Annotated in this window: 18 protein-coding genes and 2 tRNA genes; 7 read left to right on the top strand and 13 right to left on the bottom strand. The window is 46.4% G+C overall.

Going from position 1 to position 18289, the window contains the following annotated elements; all coding sequences use genetic code 11:
- Positions 1–14 precede the first annotated feature (14 nt).
- The 3 genes from rpsR to glmM all read right to left on the bottom strand — a co-directional run bounded on the left by rpsR (position 15) and on the right by glmM (position 2057).
- Positions 15–230 (bottom strand): 30S ribosomal protein S18, encoded by a 216-nt coding sequence (gene rpsR, locus N836_RS40415; protein WP_023070180.1) that lies wholly within the window; start codon positions 228–230, stop codon positions 15–17.
- An 8-nt stretch (positions 231–238) separates the two neighbouring features.
- Entirely contained in the window at positions 239–427 is a 189-nt protein-coding gene (gene rpmG, locus N836_RS74315) for a 50S ribosomal protein L33 (protein ID WP_071789013.1), read from the bottom strand.
- Positions 428–638: 211 nt separating this feature from the next.
- Positions 639–2057, bottom strand: coding sequence for a phosphoglucosamine mutase (glmM, locus tag N836_RS40410; RefSeq protein ID WP_023070179.1), 1419 nt, complete (start codon positions 2055–2057; stop codon positions 639–641).
- 90 nt (positions 2058–2147) lie between these two features.
- On the opposite strand from glmM, the gene N836_RS40405 reads away from it, so the two are divergent.
- The 5 genes from N836_RS40405 (at position 2148) to N836_RS40385 (ending at position 8180) form a co-directional block, all read left to right on the top strand.
- Positions 2148–2600, top strand: a complete 453-nt coding sequence (locus N836_RS40405; RefSeq protein WP_023070178.1) for a DUF309 domain-containing protein — start codon at positions 2148–2150, stop codon at positions 2598–2600.
- 273 nt (positions 2601–2873) lie between these two features.
- Entirely contained in the window at positions 2874–3398 is a 525-nt protein-coding gene (locus N836_RS40400) for an LptA/OstA family protein (protein ID WP_023070177.1), read from the top strand.
- Positions 3399–4178, top strand: a complete 780-nt coding sequence (gene lptB / locus N836_RS40395; RefSeq protein WP_023070176.1) for an LPS export ABC transporter ATP-binding protein — start codon at positions 3399–3401, stop codon at positions 4176–4178. It begins immediately after the preceding gene.
- Between the two features lie 79 nt (positions 4179–4257).
- Complete coding sequence (locus N836_RS40390) at positions 4258–5430, top strand: LptF/LptG family permease (RefSeq protein ID WP_327058675.1); 1173 nt, start codon at positions 4258–4260, stop codon at positions 5428–5430.
- A gap of 533 nt (positions 5431–5963) precedes the next feature.
- The gene (locus N836_RS40385; protein ID WP_023070173.1) at positions 5964–8180 is read left to right on the top strand and encodes an amino acid permease; all 2217 of its coding nucleotides are present in this window, start codon (positions 5964–5966) and stop codon (positions 8178–8180) included.
- Between the two features lie 88 nt (positions 8181–8268).
- Here N836_RS40385 and N836_RS40380 read toward each other — a convergent pair whose 3' ends face one another.
- Together N836_RS40380 and rpe are read right to left on the bottom strand one after the other, a co-directional pair.
- The gene (locus N836_RS40380; RefSeq protein ID WP_006516715.1) at positions 8269–8451 is read right to left on the bottom strand and encodes a hypothetical protein; all 183 of its coding nucleotides are present in this window, start codon (positions 8449–8451) and stop codon (positions 8269–8271) included.
- Between the two features lie 638 nt (positions 8452–9089).
- Positions 9090–9791, bottom strand: coding sequence for a ribulose-phosphate 3-epimerase (gene rpe, locus N836_RS40375; RefSeq protein ID WP_031291194.1), 702 nt, complete (start codon positions 9789–9791; stop codon positions 9090–9092).
- A gap of 126 nt (positions 9792–9917) precedes the next feature.
- Here rpe and N836_RS40370 point away from each other — a divergent pair, with 126 nt between their 5' ends.
- Together N836_RS40370 and N836_RS40365 are read left to right on the top strand one after the other, a co-directional pair.
- The gene (locus tag N836_RS40370) at positions 9918–11576 is read left to right on the top strand and encodes a S8 family serine peptidase (RefSeq protein ID WP_081716759.1); all 1659 of its coding nucleotides are present in this window, start codon (positions 9918–9920) and stop codon (positions 11574–11576) included.
- Between the two features lie 25 nt (positions 11577–11601).
- Positions 11602–11877: a cupin domain-containing protein gene (locus N836_RS40365; RefSeq protein ID WP_023070170.1), complete on the top strand. Its 276-nt coding sequence runs from the start codon at positions 11602–11604 to the stop codon at positions 11875–11877.
- A gap of 123 nt (positions 11878–12000) precedes the next feature.
- Here the strand turns inward: N836_RS40365 and N836_RS40360 are convergent, their stop codons facing one another.
- The 8 genes from N836_RS40360 to N836_RS76245 form a co-directional block, all read right to left on the bottom strand.
- Positions 12001–12168: an NblA/ycf18 family protein gene (locus tag N836_RS40360; protein ID WP_023070169.1), complete on the bottom strand. Its 168-nt coding sequence runs from the start codon at positions 12166–12168 to the stop codon at positions 12001–12003.
- Positions 12169–12857: 689 nt separating this feature from the next.
- Positions 12858–13427 carry an NYN domain-containing protein gene (locus N836_RS40355; protein WP_023070168.1) on the bottom strand — a complete coding sequence of 190 codons (570 nt, stop codon included), beginning with the start codon at positions 13425–13427 and terminating at the stop codon, positions 12858–12860.
- Between the two features lie 1069 nt (positions 13428–14496).
- A complete protein-coding gene (locus tag N836_RS72670; RefSeq protein ID WP_023070167.1) occupies positions 14497–15867 on the bottom strand; it encodes a tetratricopeptide repeat protein in 1371 nt (456 codons plus the stop codon).
- Positions 15868–16482: 615 nt separating this feature from the next.
- Positions 16483–16746, bottom strand: a complete 264-nt coding sequence (locus N836_RS40345; RefSeq protein ID WP_023070165.1) for a hypothetical protein — start codon at positions 16744–16746, stop codon at positions 16483–16485.
- Between the two features lie 21 nt (positions 16747–16767).
- Positions 16768–17055: a KGK domain-containing protein gene (locus N836_RS40340; RefSeq protein WP_023070164.1), complete on the bottom strand. Its 288-nt coding sequence runs from the start codon at positions 17053–17055 to the stop codon at positions 16768–16770.
- 25 nt (positions 17056–17080) lie between these two features.
- Positions 17081–17152 (bottom strand) — tRNA-Thr (locus N836_RS40335).
- 3 nt (positions 17153–17155) lie between these two features.
- A tRNA-Tyr gene (locus tag N836_RS40330) sits at positions 17156–17240 on the bottom strand.
- Between the two features lie 157 nt (positions 17241–17397).
- On the bottom strand, positions 17398–18289 hold an 892-nt coding region (locus tag N836_RS76245), incomplete at its 5' end, for a hypothetical protein (RefSeq protein ID WP_023070163.1).

Raw genomic sequence — 18289 nt, 5'->3', positions numbered from 1 at the left:
CCGCTCACCAACTACTAACCTTCACGGTTGACATAGGGGAGCAGTGCTAACGTGCGGGCACGCTTGATGGCAACAGTTAAGTCACGCTGTTGCTTTGCGGTTAAACCAGTTATACGGCGAGGTAGGATTTTGCCTCGCTCAGTAATAAACTTACGCAACAGGTCAACATCCTTATAGTCAATCTTTTCTTCGGGCTTAATCGGTGATACCCGACGGCGAAAATAGGCCATGGTGCTCTCTACTTAATCTCTTTGTGAACAGTGTGAGTATTGCAATAGGGGCAGAACTTTTTCAGCTCTAGTCGGCCAGTAGTATTCCGCCGATTTTTTTGGGTGGTATAACGGGAAACCCCTTTGGAACGCTTATTCGGATTGCTACGACACTCCGTGCATTCCAACGTAATAATAATGCGAACGCCTTTAGCCATGATTGATGGTGCTAGCTAGCAAATATTGACACAGGGGATCTATGATGTCACACCAACATAGACAGACGCAAGGTTTAGTCGACAAGTTTTAGTAGTCTGGATGTGACAATATCAATGTCCCCTGATATGGTCGCAAACTTAACAACCATATCAGGGGACATTGTCTTGATTGAGCTATCTGGAAGCTAACCACTCTTTAAGCGCAAGTCAGCTAGCTAGCCAAATGCATGGACACAACATCTGCCAAAGCATTGGTCCAATGGTCCACAAGATCGACACTAGCAGCTTCTACCATGACGCGGATGACCGGCTCCGTACCCGATGCCCGTACCAAAACTCGGCCTTGATCACCCATAGCTGACTCGGCTTTGGCAATAGCCTGTTGAACCGGCCCACATTCAGCCCACTGACGACGCTTTTCACGGCTATCAACCTGCACGTTCTTTAGACGTTGAGGATATGGCTCAAAGCTCTGATCAATCAGATCAGGTAAGCAACACTCAGCGCGTTTGAGCCAATCAGCGAGATGCAGTGCGGTCAGAATGCCATCCCCAGTCAAACTGTAGTGATGGCAAAGAATATGTCCTGATTGTTCGCCGCCAAGCATAGCTCCCTGCGCAACCATTTCAGCGTGCACGTATTGATCGCCAACTTTAGTACGCACCAGCTTGCCCCCCAAACGTGCCCAAGCCCGCTCAAACCCAAGATTGGCCATAACTGTCGAAATAATCGTATCGTCAGGCAACTGTCCCTGCTGTCTTAGGGTTTGTCCCCAAAAATACAAGATGTAATCACCATTGACGACACGACCATGACCATCTACAGCCATGACTCGATCAGCATCACCATCAAAGGCAAATCCAATGTCAGCGCCATGCTCACTAACAGCTGCTTTGAGCGGCTCCAAATGAGTAGATCCGCCATTGACATTGATGCGATCGCCATCGGCAAGACCATGGATGACAATTACTTCTGCCCCTGTAGCCTCAAAAATAGGCTGAGCCACTTGTGCAGCAGCTCCCCAGGCAAGATCTAATACAATTCGCATGCCGCTCAGATATTGGGGAAACGGAAACGGCTGATGCAAGAACTCTACATAGCGAGCCACCAATTCAGGACGTTGATACGTTTTTCCCCACTGATTACCGGGATTAAACGCATCAGGGCAGGAACCTTGACGCAGCGCCTGTTCAATCTGTGCCTGTATAACTTTCGCTAACTTGGTGCCGTTGGCCCCAAAAAATTTAATTCCGTTATCCGCCGGTGGATTATGACTTGCTGAGATCATAATACCGCCAGCAGTCTCAGGAGCTGCTGCCATGTAGGCAACAGCAGCCGTCGGACACAATCCCATATCCCAAACTTCTAACCCTGCTGAGGTTAGACCTGCAGCTAAAGCCGCTGCAATCATTGGGCTAGAATTACGTGAGTCCTGTCCTAGAACAATCGGTCCAGACTCCTGCTGACGCAGTATCTGTCCCGCCCAAAACCCAATTTGTAGGGCTAAAGGGGCGGTCAGTAACTCCCCTACGCGACTACGAATTCCGTCAGTTCCGAATAGGGGAGTTGTTGGCAAATCAAAAGGCTGCCAGCCGGTTCCAAAATTAGCCTGCTGAGATTTAAGGGACATTACCATACTTGACACTCCAAACAACACACACTCAAAGTGGAGGATAACATCAGTAAGTTTATGTAGATTAAAGATTGCTGTAGTCTGCCCATGATCAATGCCTCTAATTCTCTAAGCAGTAGCCATCAACCTGTTGATTTTTGGGTAGGAATTGAGCAATTTAACCAGGGTGAATACTATGCCTGCCACGATACGTTAGAAGCTATTTGGTTGGAAGCTAATCCACACGAGCAAGCGTTCTATCAGGGAATTCTTCAAATTGCTGTTGGGCTTTATCATCTAACTAATCTCAACTGGAAAGGAGCTGCCATTTTGCTAGGGGAGGGCAGTCACCGGTTGCTCACTTATGAGGCAAACCACGGTGGTATCGATGTTTCGGATCTCATTGACCAAGCAACAGACTGGCTCACTGCCTTACAAGCAACAGGACCTGATCACATACAACATCTGGCCCCCGCTTTGTTAGATGAATCACCCGAGACCATGAAATATGTAATTAGCAATGGGAATACGTTAATGAGGCCCTGTATACATAGGGTGTAGGGCAGCAAGGTACATTGCACACCAACGCAATGGAACCACTCACCAAATTTGTCAACACTCATCTCTAAAGTACGTTGGTGCTATGGCGCTCCCCAAATCAGGGAAGTTTAAGTTATTCCTGACATGACATACATTTTTGAATAAGAGGTGATCTGCAAAATGGGTCATAAATAGAACTTAGCCAACAAAACCAGTCGTCTAACTGGGCTAAGACTAACTTCTATGAAGCTATCAATGGTTAGATTAGGTAAGGGTGGTATTAAAAGGCGAGGCATGGTTATACGGCAAGGAAAAATTTTGCAAGCTTCTTTAAGCCAACCAATTCAGCGTCTTAGCGCTGGGATACTAGGTTTACTGCTAGTAGCTAGTGGCTTAGCAACGTCATCCAACGCTCAATCTGGAGGCTCGATTACACTGCGAGCTGATGTGCAAGAAGCTGATGCCAATACCGGCATTATTACCGCTCGAGGTAATGTCAGGATTGATTATCCTGAAGAAGAAATGTATGCAACATCAGCTCAGGCTCAGTATTACAGTCGTGAACGGCGTATCATACTGACTGGCAATGTGTTTGTACAACAAGAAGCCAACACATTACAGGCTGAAGTTGTTACCTATCTAATTGATGAAGGGCGATTTGTAGCCACTCCCAATGCGGACGAACAGGTGGAATCTGTTTATGTGATTCCAGAACCAACCGAAGAACCAGCTGCTGCTCCTCAGCCTGAAGAACCCTCAACACCTCTCCCAACATTGCCTGAGGAACTCCCCGAATTTGCCATCCCCACTGATGAATAAATGCTGTCCCCTGCTGTTGACCCCACTGCTAAAACATTGACAACACCCGGCGCTGTGATTGCCCTGGAAAATGTTCACAAGGCTTATGGCAGACGAACCATTGTACGTGGTGTGAGTTTGTCGGTAACCCAGGGAGAAATTGTGGGGTTGCTGGGTCCTAATGGAGCTGGTAAAACCACTACCTTTTATATGGCCACCGGGCTAGAGTATCCGGATCAAGGCTCTGTACGCTTAAATGACCGGGAAATTACGTCTTTATCCATTCACGAACGCGCCCGCCTGGGGATTGGTTATTTAGCCCAGGAAGCTAGCATTTTTCGGAATCTCACGGTCAAAGACAACATTCAGTTGGTGATGGAGCAAACGAGGGTGCCTCGTAAAGAACGCTCTGAACGTTTGGAGCACTTGATGAGAGAGTTCCGACTGGAAAAAGTGGCAAATACCCTAGGTATCCAGGTATCAGGCGGAGAACGTCGCCGGACTGAACTGGCGCGGGCACTTGCTTCTGGTGAACAAGGTCCTACCTTTCTTTTTCTCGATGAACCCTTTGCTGGTGTGGACCCGATCGCTGTCTCAGAAATTCAGAATATTGTGTCTCAACTGCGCGATCGCAAAATGGGTATTCTAATCACTGACCACAATGTCCGTGAGACACTGCGGATTATTGATCGAGCCTACATCATGAGTGATGGTCGCATCTTAGCCTACGGTACTGCCGAGGATCTTGCCAACAATCCTCTGGTGCGCGAACACTATCTGGGTGACGGCTTTAAACTATGATGCATCAGATTTTAAACACCCTCTGTCATCTCAGGTACCACAGCCTTTAGCATTCATATCCATTCCGTAACCATCATTTATGGCTACCACATCCTCATCTCCTTCCCCCATCTCTGGTCTGCCCCGGTGGCCATCCATATCGATTATGGATCGATATATTGCCAAGGAATTAGCATTGCCCTTTCTCTTCGGCGTCGGCGCATTTTCATCAATTTTGGTATCTGTGGGTGCCCTCTTTGACCTGATTCGTAAAATCACCGAATCAGGCTTGGAAATCAGTCTGGCCATGCAGGTGTTCGTCCTCAAGATGCCAGAGTTTGTGGTGTTGGCCTTCCCCATGTCAACGTTGCTAGCCAGCATGATGACTTACAGTCGCTTTTCTAGCGATAGTGAACTGACTGCTCTACGGAGTTGTGGTGTGAGTGTACGCCGCATTATTGCTCCAGCTCTGATCCTAAGCATGCTCATCACTGGCCTCACCTTTGTTTTTAACGAGGTGATTACCCCAGCGGCTAACTACCGGGCCAAGATCATGCTAGAGCAGGCCTTTAACTCTGAAAAGCCTCCTTTTCGGGAGCGCAACATCATGTACCAGGAGTATCAAAAGGCCGCAGACGGCAGTGGTAACGAATTAGGACGCTTATTTTATGCTCGCAGGTTTAATGGCGAAGAAATGCAGGGTCTAACAATCCTAGACTTTTCCCAAACTGGTTTGGAGCAGGTCGTCAGTGCAGAAACCGCTACATGGAATTTTCTAGATAACGTTTGGACATTTTTCAACGGCACCATTTACGCGATTTCACCCGATGGCTCCTTTGGCCACATCGTCAAGTTTGATCGTCAAGAACTGGATTTACCTCGTACACCTCTAGACTTGGCTTCTCGCAGCAAAGAAGACGATGAAATGAATATTGCTGAAACCAGACAGCATCTTAATAAGATTGTCCGTAAGTCTGGAAATGAACGGAGCATTCGTGTTTGGGAACTCAGACTACAGCAGCGCTACGCCCTCCCCTTTGTTTGCATTGTGTTTGGCATAGTCGGGTCAGCTGTGGGCATCCGTCCCCAGCGCACCGGTAAAGCTACCAGTTTTGGTATTAGCGTAGTCATTATCTTTGGCTACTACTTACTCGGATTTATCGCCGATGCCTTAGGAAAAGTGGGCACCCTAACCCCTGTTGCTGCTGCCTGGCTACCGCCGTTACTAGGTCTCGCTGTTGGCGGATTGCTGGTTATTCAAGCTTCCAAATAAGTGACTGGACAAAACTATCCATCAATCCGGACTTCGACTAAACAGTTCGGCTGAGCGGTTCGGCTAAGCTCGCCGTCGAAGCCTCACCGTCGAAGCCTCAACCCTCATTTCTCTAAGCTAGCTGTTTGAGTGGAGTCGAAACCAGCGGTGTTAGGAGCGCTTACTTGCGGCTATCTACTTGATAGTCAAGTAGATAGTAGGAGAACTTATTCTTCTATCAGCTGCATAAAGTGAGGAAACACAATCTCAAAATTCTCAGCATCGTCAGAGCAAGCAGTAAAGGCCCGTTCTCTTCTAATGGGTCAACTATTAATTGCACTTATCGACCGTATCCGCCCTAACAAAGATGATGATTGGCAAAACGACGATGATAGAGGTGCTATTTGCTACCACAGTAATTGATGCAAGCTTAGGTTTTACAGAGCTTTTAAGCATCAATCGAGACATTTGATACCGTTGAGCTAACCTCTAGATTCGGTGGCATATCTGTCCCGTTGCCAGCTAAATTAAGGTGATCTACCGTTTTCCCACCCATGACGTCACGTTCCTCTGAATCGTCTTCTAAAGTTATCGAAACTACCGCTAATGGTCTAGGCACCTTTGGCGGTGTCTTCACACCATCCATCCTGACCATTTTGGGGGTCATCATGTACCTCCGATTTGGCTGGGTAGTGGGTCAAATGGGGCTAGTTAACACTCTACTGATTGTTACTATTTCAACGTCTATTACTTTTATTACAGGGTTATCTATCAGCGCGATCGCAACCGACCAGGTCGTCCGAGCTGGCGGAGCATACTACATGATTAGTCGATCCCTCGGTATTGAAACAGGTGGTGCTGTCGGCATTCCCCTTTACTTTGCCCAAGCATTGTCAGTGGCTCTCTACACCATTGGTTTTGCAGAAAGCGTCAAGAATGCTTTTCCTAATGTTCCCATCACAATCACTGTGCTGGCCTTGGTCACAACCATTGCCGTTACAGCTCTAGCGCTCAAGTCAGCTGACATTGCGATTAAGGCTCAATATGTAATTATGGCCGCGATTGTGTTGTCTTTGGTCAGCTTGGTCTTTGGTAGTAGTGTTAATCCCGCTGATATTCCAGCCACCGAAGAAGCAGGAAGTGTGAGTTTTTGGGCCGTTTTAGCCGTCTTCTTCCCGGCCGTCACTGGCATCATGTCCGGGGTCAATATGTCTGGGGATCTAAAAGATCCTAAAAAATCTATTCCCATGGGTACGCTGGCAGCAGTTGGAGTCGGATATGTCATCTACATGTCCATTCCTCTCCTACTGAGCAATCGTGCTGATTCTGCCAGTCTGATTTCCGATCCGCTGATTATGCGCAGGATGGCGTTTTGGGGCGATGCCATTTTGTTAGGGGTATGGGGAGCCACCTTATCTAGCGCCCTGGGCAGTATTTTGGGAGCCCCTCGGGTTTTACAAGCACTGGCCCGCGATAACATTTTGCCAAAGCGGCTGCGTTGGCTAGGCCATGGGCATGGTCCTACGGACGAACCCAGACTAGGCACTTTATTTACCCTGGGTGTTGTTTTAGCGGTAGTTTGCATTGGTGACTTGGATGCGATCGCACCCGTACTCACCATGTTTTTCCTCACCACTTACATGGTGTTAAATGTCGCCGCTGGCATTGAAGGCTTCCTGCAAAGTCCCTCATTTCGCCCTACATTTCGCATACCTTGGTATATCTCTCTTTTGGGAGCATTGGGCTGTATTGCCATCATGTTCTTGATCAACCCAGCCGCCACAGTCGCAGCCGCCATTATCGTCCTCACTATTTACCTGTGGTTAGAAAGACGTGAAATTCGCACAACCTGGGGAGATGTCAGACAGGGAATTTGGCTATCCTTAGTGCGTGCTGGTCTCAACAATATTGCCGATAGCGCCGACCCCAAAAATTGGCGGCCCCACTTGTTAGTGCTCTCGGGCGCTCCAACTAAACGATGGCATCTAATTGAACTAGCCACAGACTTTACCCACAACCGAGGCTTAATCACTTTAGCCAGTATTCTGCCAACCGGTGCTCGTAATCTTAAACAACAAGAACAAATGCGTAGCACCATTCGCGATTATCTAGAAAAGCGAGACATTCAAGCTTTTGTCAAATTGATTGAAGCACGAGATACCTCTACCGGAGCCCAACAGCTGATCGACACCTATGGCATCGGTCCATTAATGCCCAATACAGTACTGTTAGGAGATACTGAAACCGACGATCACGAAGCACGAGAGCGATACTGTCAAATAATTAGCAAGTGTCACCAAGCCAAACGGAACATCGTCATCCTTAGAAATCCTCCTAGCCAAATGCCCCAGTTTCCAAAGCGCATTGACGTTTGGTGGGGTGGTCTGCAGGCAAACGGGGGACTCATGCTGATTTTGGCCTATTTATTACGTACAGGCATGCGTTGGCGTTCAGCCGATATTTTCCTCAAGCTTGTGGTTTCCAACCAAGCAGCAGCCCAAGCAGCTCAGACCAATCTCAACAAGCTAATCGACACATTGAGTATCGGCGCTCAACCTAAAATCATCGTTGCCGAAGGTCGCCCATTTGATTCTATTTTGAGAAGTTCATCTGCCACAGCGGACTTAATTCTGATGGGTCTAGCAACACCAGACGATGAGTTCACAGAGTATTACACATCTTTACAGAACAAGACCATGAACTTACCGCCCACTATCTTTGTACTCGCAGCCGAAGACCTAGCTTTTTCTGAACTTCTGCAAAAGGAATAATTCTCTGTTGAGACTGGCGTGAGCAACCATCCATCGCCTACCCGTCAAAAAAACTTAAACACCCAAGACACACGCCAGAACACGGGTCTTATTCAACAACCCGCAGACGACCTTGATTCAAGGCATCATAAATTTGATTAATTAACATTTTGTCATTAGCACTAATATTGTTGCCAGCAAACATTGCCATCAGAACGCTCTGATCAGCACGCGTGATACGGCGAGTCGCAAAGATTTTGGCAACCATTTCTTCCACCGATTGAATAGCCATAAAAAGATTTACCTACAAATCCAGAGAGACAGCATCGCGCCCAAGCGACCAAGAACAGGTATAAAAAAACACACAACCCAGTTTTTTATATACCCTAATTTATAAGGGGCTGCTACGGACTTACATCCGTGATGTTCAGTATTTCAATTATTGGGGAACCTATGTGCAGGGATAGGTAATTATGCTCTCATCACACAAATTCTTTAAATGAGCACGCTCACGTATAAGAACGCCGTAAATATACTGAGAATTCAGATAAATTATCACTAATCAGTTCTGCAAAATATGTCGCTGTACTTGTCATATCAAAGCCTACAGAGACTTCTCATAAAACGCTCTCTGCAAATAATTTGCAGAGAGCTGCCTTAAAACTTTGATGATTTTGTCAGAGGGTATCCGTAATTTTTCTGAGAAAGCTTGTCACCCCAGAGCCAGGTGATTCATTAGAACTTTATACAGGGTGCATGATACCCCTTTACTGATCAGTAGCCCTCACCCAATTACAATAAAAGGCCTAGATTGCAAAAAGCAACCTAGGCCAAAACCTATGCTTTAAATCAGCAGTGAACGCCATTTGATCCTCTAGATCTTGAGGGTTTTCTGAGAAAAACCTTTATCTAGAAGACCCTAGACTGAGGCTACACTGCCGCTAGCTCAGGAGTAGGGCGTTTACTATTACGGATGTTGCTAATTGCTTCAGCATAATCTGGGGCTTTGAATACAGCAGAACCCGCTACGATAGCATTGGCACCAGCTTCTAATACTTGCCAAGTATTGTGTGCTTTCAAACCACCATCAACCTCGATCCATGGGTCCAAACCACGCTCATCACACATCTGGCGCAGCTTACGAATTTTAGGTAACACTTCAGGAATAAACTTCTGTCCCCCGAATCCTGGGTTAACACTCATAATCAACACTAGGTCGCAAAGTTCTAGAACATAGTCAATCAGCTCTAAAGGTGTAGATGGATTGAGCACCACACCAGCTTGCTTACCCATATCGCGAATACGGCTTAGAGTACTATGCAAATGAGGTGACGCATTATGCTCAGCATGTACAGAAATAATATCCGCCCCCGCTTTAGCAAAGCCTTCGATATACTTCTCAGGCTCGACAATCATTAGGTGAACATCAAGAGGCTTTTTCGTAATTGGCCGAATTGCCTCAACAATTAATGGACCAATGGTGATGTTAGGCACGAATCGACCATCCATAACATCGACATGAATCCAATCTGCACCAGCTTCATCTGCGGCACGAATTTCATCGCCCAGACGACTAAAATCAGCCGATAAAATAGATGGGGAAATAACAACAGACTTTTTTGATTGCGTCATGGGGAAGCTGCCTCGAGTAATCACCATTAATGGTCACTATCGTAACAAAAACTTAGTATCAAATTCGTTACAAACTGCGCTAACTGAGACTAATCAACATCCCTAATTATGTTCATGGGAGTTTTCATGGGAATCTTTCAGCACCTCTTTGACCGTTCTAGCTCCATGGGTAATATCGAAATCAAGCATCTGCTACCACCAACAGCTGTGTTCATTGGATTAGCTAGTCTGCCAGCCCTCGCACTTTCTGTGTCCATTGGTCCTAATGGAATTGATGCCCGTCGTTTACATCAGGCTCCATATAATCTCACAGGCAAAAAGATTGCCATTGGTCAAGTTGAAGGTGGACGCCCTGGACTATTTGGTACCGATAAAGTAGCCAGTCCCAACAACCCAGTTAGCGTTAATCAGGTCTTGCAGCTTGATGGGGCTGCTGTTGCGGATGAGTTTGTTGATAATCATGCCAATCATGTGGCCAGTGTCATGATCAGTCAGGATAAAGAATTGACGGGTGTAGCACCTGATGCCACACTGTTTTCTGCGGCTATTGGCCCACTGGAAAGTGAGCGTAGCGGCCAACCCCGAGAATGTTTAACCACGCAGAATATTGCTCTGCGCAACAGTGGAGATGTTCGAGCCATTAATTTTAGCTTTGGCGAACCTTTAATCAGTGACCCACGCCCCAACGCTAGCCTTGATGGTAATGCCCTGCTGACACAATGCGTTGATTGGTCAAGCAGTGTTCATAAGGCACTGTATGTGATCGCTGGGAATCAAGGCGGTGGAGGAATTCCGCTCCCCACTGATAACTTTAATGGCATTAATGTCGCCTACTCAACTCAGGTCGACGGACAGTTTGTGAAAGTTGACTACGCAAATGCTGGCAGTGAGCCAACATTTAACCCCCGTGGGACATCAGCACCAGAATCTAATGTCGGTCCACGGCGCTCTATTAATTTGATTGCCCCTGGCGACGATATTAGGATGTTGAATCCTGATGGGCAGACAATTTTTAGTAGTGGCTCTAGTTTTGCAGCTCCCCACGTTGCAGCAACTGTGGCTCTGTTACAGGAATGGGGTGATCGACAAATTCGAACCGCGAACTGGAGCTTAGATTCCCGTGAGCCCATGGTCATGAAGGCCGTTTTACTCAATGCGGCCGATAAATTAATGGATACAGGTGATGGGCAAAACTTGGGTATGGGAAAAACCGTGCTGGATGAAGCGAATCTGACTTGGATTGAATCCGATGCCTATCGTGATCCCAAAGTCCCTCTACACGTGGAACTAGGCACAGGGCAACTCAATGCCTACAGAGCCTATGAACAGTTTAACGGTGGTCAATGGAGCCCTGGAAATGTCGCCATCAGGGGATGGGACTATAACGCTTTGGCCTTAAATTCTGAATCAAGTTCAGCTCAGGCAACTCAATACGCAGACTATGCTATCGATACCCCACTGAGAGCAAACAGCTATTTTGCTGCGACCCTCGCATGGGAACGTCAAATTTCATTGATCGATGACAATAACAATGATCTCTATGACATTGGAGAAAGCTTTGACAATCAGGGGCTGAACAATTTGAGCCTTTATCTAATGCCCGCGGATGAAAACGATATCGCCAACAGCATCTGGTCTTCGGTCAGCGACGTCGACAGTGTTGAGCATATCTTTCACAAAATTCCTCAGACTGGGCGCTACAAACTGAGAGTTGTCTATTCACAACAGATAACTTCTGAAGCTCGCCAGGCTTATGCACTAGCCTGGTGGGGAGTTAGTGACTAAGCACAAACCATTAGCAGAAACCAGGATGAGTAAAATTCAAGTTAATCACCAGCCCACTCAAGCTGAGCTCGATACGATGGGCGTTTTTGCATGGCCTATTTGGCAAAAAGAAGCATCAGAGTTTCCCTGGCACTATGACGAAACAGAGACTTGCTACTTTTTGGCAGGACAAGTAACTGTCATTCCAGAGAATGGTAAGCCGATTTCTATGGGTAAGGGGGATTTGGTCACTTTTCCGGCAGGGATGAGCTGTACATGGCAGATAGCCACTGCTGTAAGCAAACATTATTCCTTTGGATAGCATCAGCAATCCACGGCTTTGCGGTCAAACACCTGCTCCACTCAATTTGAATACCCTTTTAGCAACATCCCCTTGAACTATCACGTCAAGGGGATGCTTTTAATGCAATTTACCATGGCAATCTTAGGCATTCTTGAGCAAATGCTTAACTAGGTTATCCTTCACCATCATTTGACGCATAACCTCCAGAACATAGTTTTGCGCATCTTCATGGGAAAGATTACGCACCTGCTCCTTCAAAACTTGTAGCTGAAACTGCTGTTCTAAGGTTAGTTGACCTGGCATCTCCATGGATCACTCCTCCAAAATCACTGTCGATGACAAAGCTATTCGCCGCTTGTCTTATCAAAAATTCTAACGACACTGCAACTGAGCGTCAACCTGTCAAGCAATAAATAATCAAAGAGACATTTATTTACAAAAGCGATCGCATTTTGGTAGCTAAAGAGGCAGATTTTGGGTTTGGAGGCCATCAATGCTGTGTAAATCTACTTGGTTCTCACCAAATGCTAAGGATGCTTTCTCATAAACGTTTAGAGCATTGCACAAAATATAAACGACCTTAATGGGCCTTGTTATCTTTAGTTATCTGATAAAACTCGTGCTGTTCACAGACTTAGGTAATGTTCACTGCACTACTGGTCCGATGCGCTCGCATCGGACCATACAATCAGCTCCCGTCAGCATAGTCACCACGGTTGGCATCAGCGTGCCCAGCCATTAGCGAACAACAAACTAAAGCAAGCCAAATTCTGATAGTTATTAACACTGAAAATAAGAACGCAGCCTGAACCGACACAGTTCTCTAAATGCAGTTTGGCTCATATTAATTTAGGATATGGTGTTGTGATCACCCCAGAATTCTGACCATTTCATACTTCTTGAAACTGTAAAATTCATGAAACACTAAAAGTACTAATTCAATGATTAATTACTGAATAAAATTATGTTAATTAGATTATTTAACTAAAAATCTAAAATTATTTAGAATGACTGTTTAAAATCCCAATATTGTTAGAAATAAGTTGCTCCTTACTGATAGAAAAAGCCTCATCACAAACATTCTGTAACTCTCTAGGAACAGGTCGAAAAAGCGATAAGACACCTATCTGACCACCCAAGTCTTGTACACGTTCAATAACAGGAACAAACTCCTGGTCAGTAGTTACTAGCAATGCGTAATCATAGTTTTTCATCGATGCATGATAAATCATGTCTGAAACGAGATGAACATCCACACCCTTCTCGGTATAGTTACCATCTCCAGTTGGTATGGCATATCCTAAAATAATTTTTGAAGTTTGCAATATGTCTTGACCATGTTCACTTTCAAGCGAAGCTAGATGAGGTTCACAGGTGTAGAAAAACGTTCTGACTAATTGGCGACCTTCAAGAAACATTTCTCCGATCCAATGAATCGGTTTAATGATTTTAATTGTGGCCCCATTGATACAGTATCGAAAATTTGTTCCATCAATAAACACCATTGCTTTTTGCATTTGAAGCGCTGGTGCTCGCAGCTTCACATTGCCATCGTAGGACCTATACATGATGATTCCTAATAACTATGGTGCAGACATATAGGCTATCCAGCCTCTAGCTAGCTAATAGACAAAATTAAGAAACATCCTGATGTCGAACTTAGTAGGTTTTTACAAGTATTTCACTTATAAATTCTGAGTTAAAAATGCACTTACCATGGAAATATCGGAAAAGCCTCAACGCAATTGCAGTCCGATACATTCGGAGACAAGCACTATAAATACCTAGTTCCTTATTCCATATATTGTTTAGACGAGCTACATATGCTTTTAGAAATGTAGAAATTGTATGGCGTGCTGATGATCAGCCTAATACTTCACAAGCGCCCCAGATCACTCAAATCTTTGGCCTGGGACTATGTGTAGCCACAGACTATGCCCCATAGTTTGCTATCGTCTGTGACGCGCTGACAGAAGGTGTCGATTCCGGATTTTTAATAACTGGACTACAAACGACCTCAACGAGCCAACTGCACACAACAAAAACCCTCATTGTTTCCTTGAGAGTGATTGATGACAGGCTGTAGCTACATTGATGAGTTGTGTGCCTCGCAGGAAATCACTATGCAAATATCAATGCCTAAGAAATGATTTCTCGAAATCCGATCGCCGATTCATTGCCAGGCACACCTTCATAACCGAACTAGTTAAAAGAGAACTGGATGAGCAAGACATTTCTTATTTATGTCGAACCAGCGTGGCCATGATTCAGCGGTGCTATGCGAGCCAGTCCAGACAAGTAAGCGTACCGGAGTTCTGAGTAGTGATGTACTGCTCAGCAGGCAACTACTCACAAGGGCATAAACAGCTGAATGAATTGTTAGGTAACGGCTAGAGCTGTTTTCAAAGGGTTACCTGCACCTAAGGAGTTTTCAAGGGTTTCAGGCATCTGGCACATACCCTAATCATTGTTGATCAGTCCAAACATAGGCCATTAATTTTTGGCAACTGGCACAGTGTGCCAATATTAGCGAGCTGTCACAGAATAATTTGCTTGCTGGGTTGCGATCGCAAATTTAAATAAAGGCTGCGATAAGTTCAGGATTATGCGATCTCAACTTCAAACCTAGCTTCCTCTTTACTGGTTCTTAGGAGTTAAGGGCGTTGCCTGAAAAGGAAACGTGCTCCCAAAAAACACAGAGGTAAACATGCTCCTAAAAAATACAGGAGGGGATTGCTGTGGGTCTAGTTCAGCAGCCTGGCGCTGAACAGCTACAGCTTCTTCAAGTCGCCCTTGACTCTCCAACAAATTGGCCAGGAGGTAATAGGAAGAAGCATCATCGGGTTTGCGTTCAATAAGTTGACGCAAGGCAACCTCAGCTTCTTCATATTGCCCTTGACTCTCTGAGAAAATCGTTAGTAAGTAATAAGCAGAAACATCATCAGGATTACGTGCGATCACCTGACGCAAAATAGCTAAGCCTTCTTGAGGTCGGCCTTGCTTCTCTAACAAACTAGCCAAGATGTAATTGCCGTAAGCATCATCGGGGTAAAGCTCAAGAGCCCGACGGTGAGCAACTTCGGCTGATACATATCGTTCTTGACTCATCAACAAACTAACAAGGGTATTGTTGACAGAAATATCATTAGGGGCTAAAGCTATAGCTTGACGTAGAGTGGCTTCAGCTTCTGCATATCGCCCTTGGTCAACTAAGACATGACCTAGATTGCTATAAGCATCTGCATGACTGGGCTCTAGGATGATAGCTTGACGATAAGCTACTTCGGCTTCTTCGTAGAGATCTAAGCGCCCTAGAACACGGCCCAGATTATTGTAATAAGCAGCATTATTGGGATTAAGCTCAATGGCTTGGTGATAAGCCGCTTCAGCGTCCATATACCGGCCTTGGTTCGCTAAGGCAAGGCCCAGGTTGTTGTAAGCATAATCGTCATTAGGGTTAAGTTCGATGGCTTGGCGATAGGCCGCTTCAGCGTCCACATACCGGCCTTGATAACTTAAAGCGACGCCCAGATTGTAGTAAGTATTTGCATCTTCAGGGTTAAGTTCAATAGCTTGACGGTAAGCTGCTTCAGCTTCTGCATACCGGCCCTGATACTCCAATTCAACTCCCAAAGCGGTATATGCTAACGCATTATTAGGGTCAAGTTCGATGGCTTGGCGATAAGCTGCTTCAGCTTCTTCGTAACGGCCTTGATTACCTAAGACAAGTCCCAGATGGTAGTAGGCATCCGCATTATCGAAGTCGAGTTGTAGAAGTCTCCGTATGATTTTCTCAGCTTCGACATAATTACCAGATTGATAGGCGGCTTCAGCCTCTTGCTCAAGTTGTTCAATCAGTTCCGCGGTATTGATCTGAGAGCGCTTGATTTGCTCTGCATCAAACGAGTTCAGACCGTTACCAATAAAGTTAGTTTTAGCATCGGCAATTTCAGAACTAAGTAAGATACTCAAAACTGTCAGAAATAAACCAATTTTTACCCGTTTCATTGATCATCCCCTCCTTTTTTCTGCCTGAGGGAGAGCCTCTAACTGGCTAAGAATGCATTCATAAGCCACATAGAACTTAGATACCAAAGCTCCAGGATTTTGAGATTGCTCTTGCCTATAGTATCTCTCACCTATTTAGAGCAGGCCTAAACCAAGCGACAAAACTTATGAGCGGGTTTCAGCTTATTTGATGTCTAATTTTCTAATTGAGAAACATTCCTAATGGAGATTTTGATTATGCCGATGGATAGGAGTTTATATCTCGATAACTGGGATGCGATCGCACTCAAAATTAAGAATGAGGCTAAATGAGTATGCGATGACTGCGGGAAAATATGCCGAAAATCTGGCGAGTCAGTTGATGACTTTGTGGTTCGTATTAATGCGATAAACCAGCTGTTCTCAGGCTGGCCAGAGGATATATCTGTATCTGAATCAGAGGTTAGGGCTCACCCACAGCGATGGACATTGACCGTTGCTCACCTTGACCATAGGCCGGAAAATTGCGATCGCACCAACCTCAAAGCGCTGTGTGCACCGTGCCATTGCCGCTATGACCTACAGCCATCGTCGATGTTTGTCAAACGGCAATTGAAATTAGAAAGGAAGGGGCAATTAACTCTTTTCACTGGCTGAGTCAGGCTCAAAAATCAGAGCGTATCTCACTCGTCCCTTAATCCACTTACCAGTAGGGGCCATAGCTTGACACGGGACACCCTCTTTAACCCATGCATCGCGGGTTGCAGAATTCCTGATGTGGCGACCGATGAAATCGGTCGATTCACTGGCCAGAAAGGTTTGCCCTTTCCCTAGACCCATATTCTGGTCGTCCAGTCTGACCACCGTCTCTGCAGTGAGAAGTCTTGGATTCTTTTTCATACTTATATGTGTGCAGCGCCTCTATTGGGCAACGCTTTGATCAGACGGCGGCTCATCAGGCGTAAAGACCATGACAAACTTTACCGTGCCTTGAGTCCACGAACCTCCAGGCGATAAAACCTGGCATTTTACGCCTTCGGAAGATACCCAATGCCTGTTCTGCTTTGGATTCCCTACGATTGAAATCATAGCCTGCTCCAATTGGCTACCCGTAAAGGTTTGACCGATATTAGGAGCCTGACTCGTTTCAGTAATGTTGACCACAGTATCGGGCTGAATCAGCTTAGGCTTAGGCTCTGAGTCACTCATAAACGCTGGATGCCTTACATTGCAAAGCCTTCAACGAGAATTGAACTCGTGACCTCTCCCTTACCAAGGGAGTGCTCTACCGCTGAGCTATGAAGGCTGGTGGTGGGCCGTGTTGGATTCGAACCAACGTAGGCGTAGCCAGCGGATTTACAGTCCGCCCCCATTAACCACTCGGGCAACGACCCACACTTGCCGGTATTCCGGCGATGCCAGGAGGCGGACTTGAACCGCCGACACGAGGATTTTCAGTGCTTTCAAGCGTTATCGCAACGATAGCAAGACCTAGAATTCAGGAGTGTCCAGTTTCGCTTACATCACTTTCTGCGATCTCACCCTTGTTTGCTATGGCCATTGACGGCACACATCTCTCATTGCTTCAGCCACTAAGGTCAAAACCGCTTTATCTCCGCCAGCTAAGCTGATCGTAGCTGGTGCGAGATTGGGGATATTGGTAATGAAGTAGTTGCGACCTTGATAAGTCAATGTGTGAAAAGCGTCTTTCCAAAGCAAAATATCTGCCTCAATTGTTTTGAGCTGACGCATTAAGCCACTCAGGGCATCGGTCCGGTTAGACTCATCCTGAATCGTGCGCACCAACGCCAACGCCTCACTCATCAACTCCCTCGGCACATACTTAGCTAACCCAATTAGGGCTATGGACCGGAAATACCCAGACGGGATCGTGCGCGCCAACGCCAACGCCTCACTCATCAACTCCCCCGGCACATACTTAGCTAACTCAATCAGGGCATAGGCTTGGTCAGACTCATCCTGGATCGTGCGCGCCAACGCCAACGCCTCACTCATCAACTCCCCCGGCACATACTTAGCTAACCCAATTAGGGCTCTGGACCGGTAATACTCATCCTGAATCGTGCGCACCAACGCCAACGCCTCACTCATCAACTCCCCCGGCATATACTCCGCTAACTTACTCAGGGCTCTGGACCGGTCAGACGCAGACTGAATCGTCCGCACCACCGCCAACGCCTCACTCACCACCTCCGGCACATACTTAGCTAACCCACTCAGGGCTCTGGCCCGATCAGACGCAGACGGGATCGTCCGCGCCACCGCCAACGCCTCACTCATCAACTCCCCCGGCATATACTCCGCTAACTTACTCAGGGCTCTGGACCGGTCAGACGCAGACTGAATCGTGCGCGCCAACGCCAACGCCTCACTCATCAACTCCCCCGGCATATACTCCGCTAACCCAATCAGGGTATCGGCC

The sequence above is a fragment of the Leptolyngbya sp. Heron Island J genome (assembly GCF_000482245.1).
Classification (GTDB): Bacteria; Cyanobacteriota; Cyanobacteriia; order Phormidesmidales; family Phormidesmidaceae; genus Leptothoe.
The sequence above is the reverse complement of the archived record's forward strand: the minus strand, read 5'-3'. Positions and strand labels throughout refer to the sequence as shown.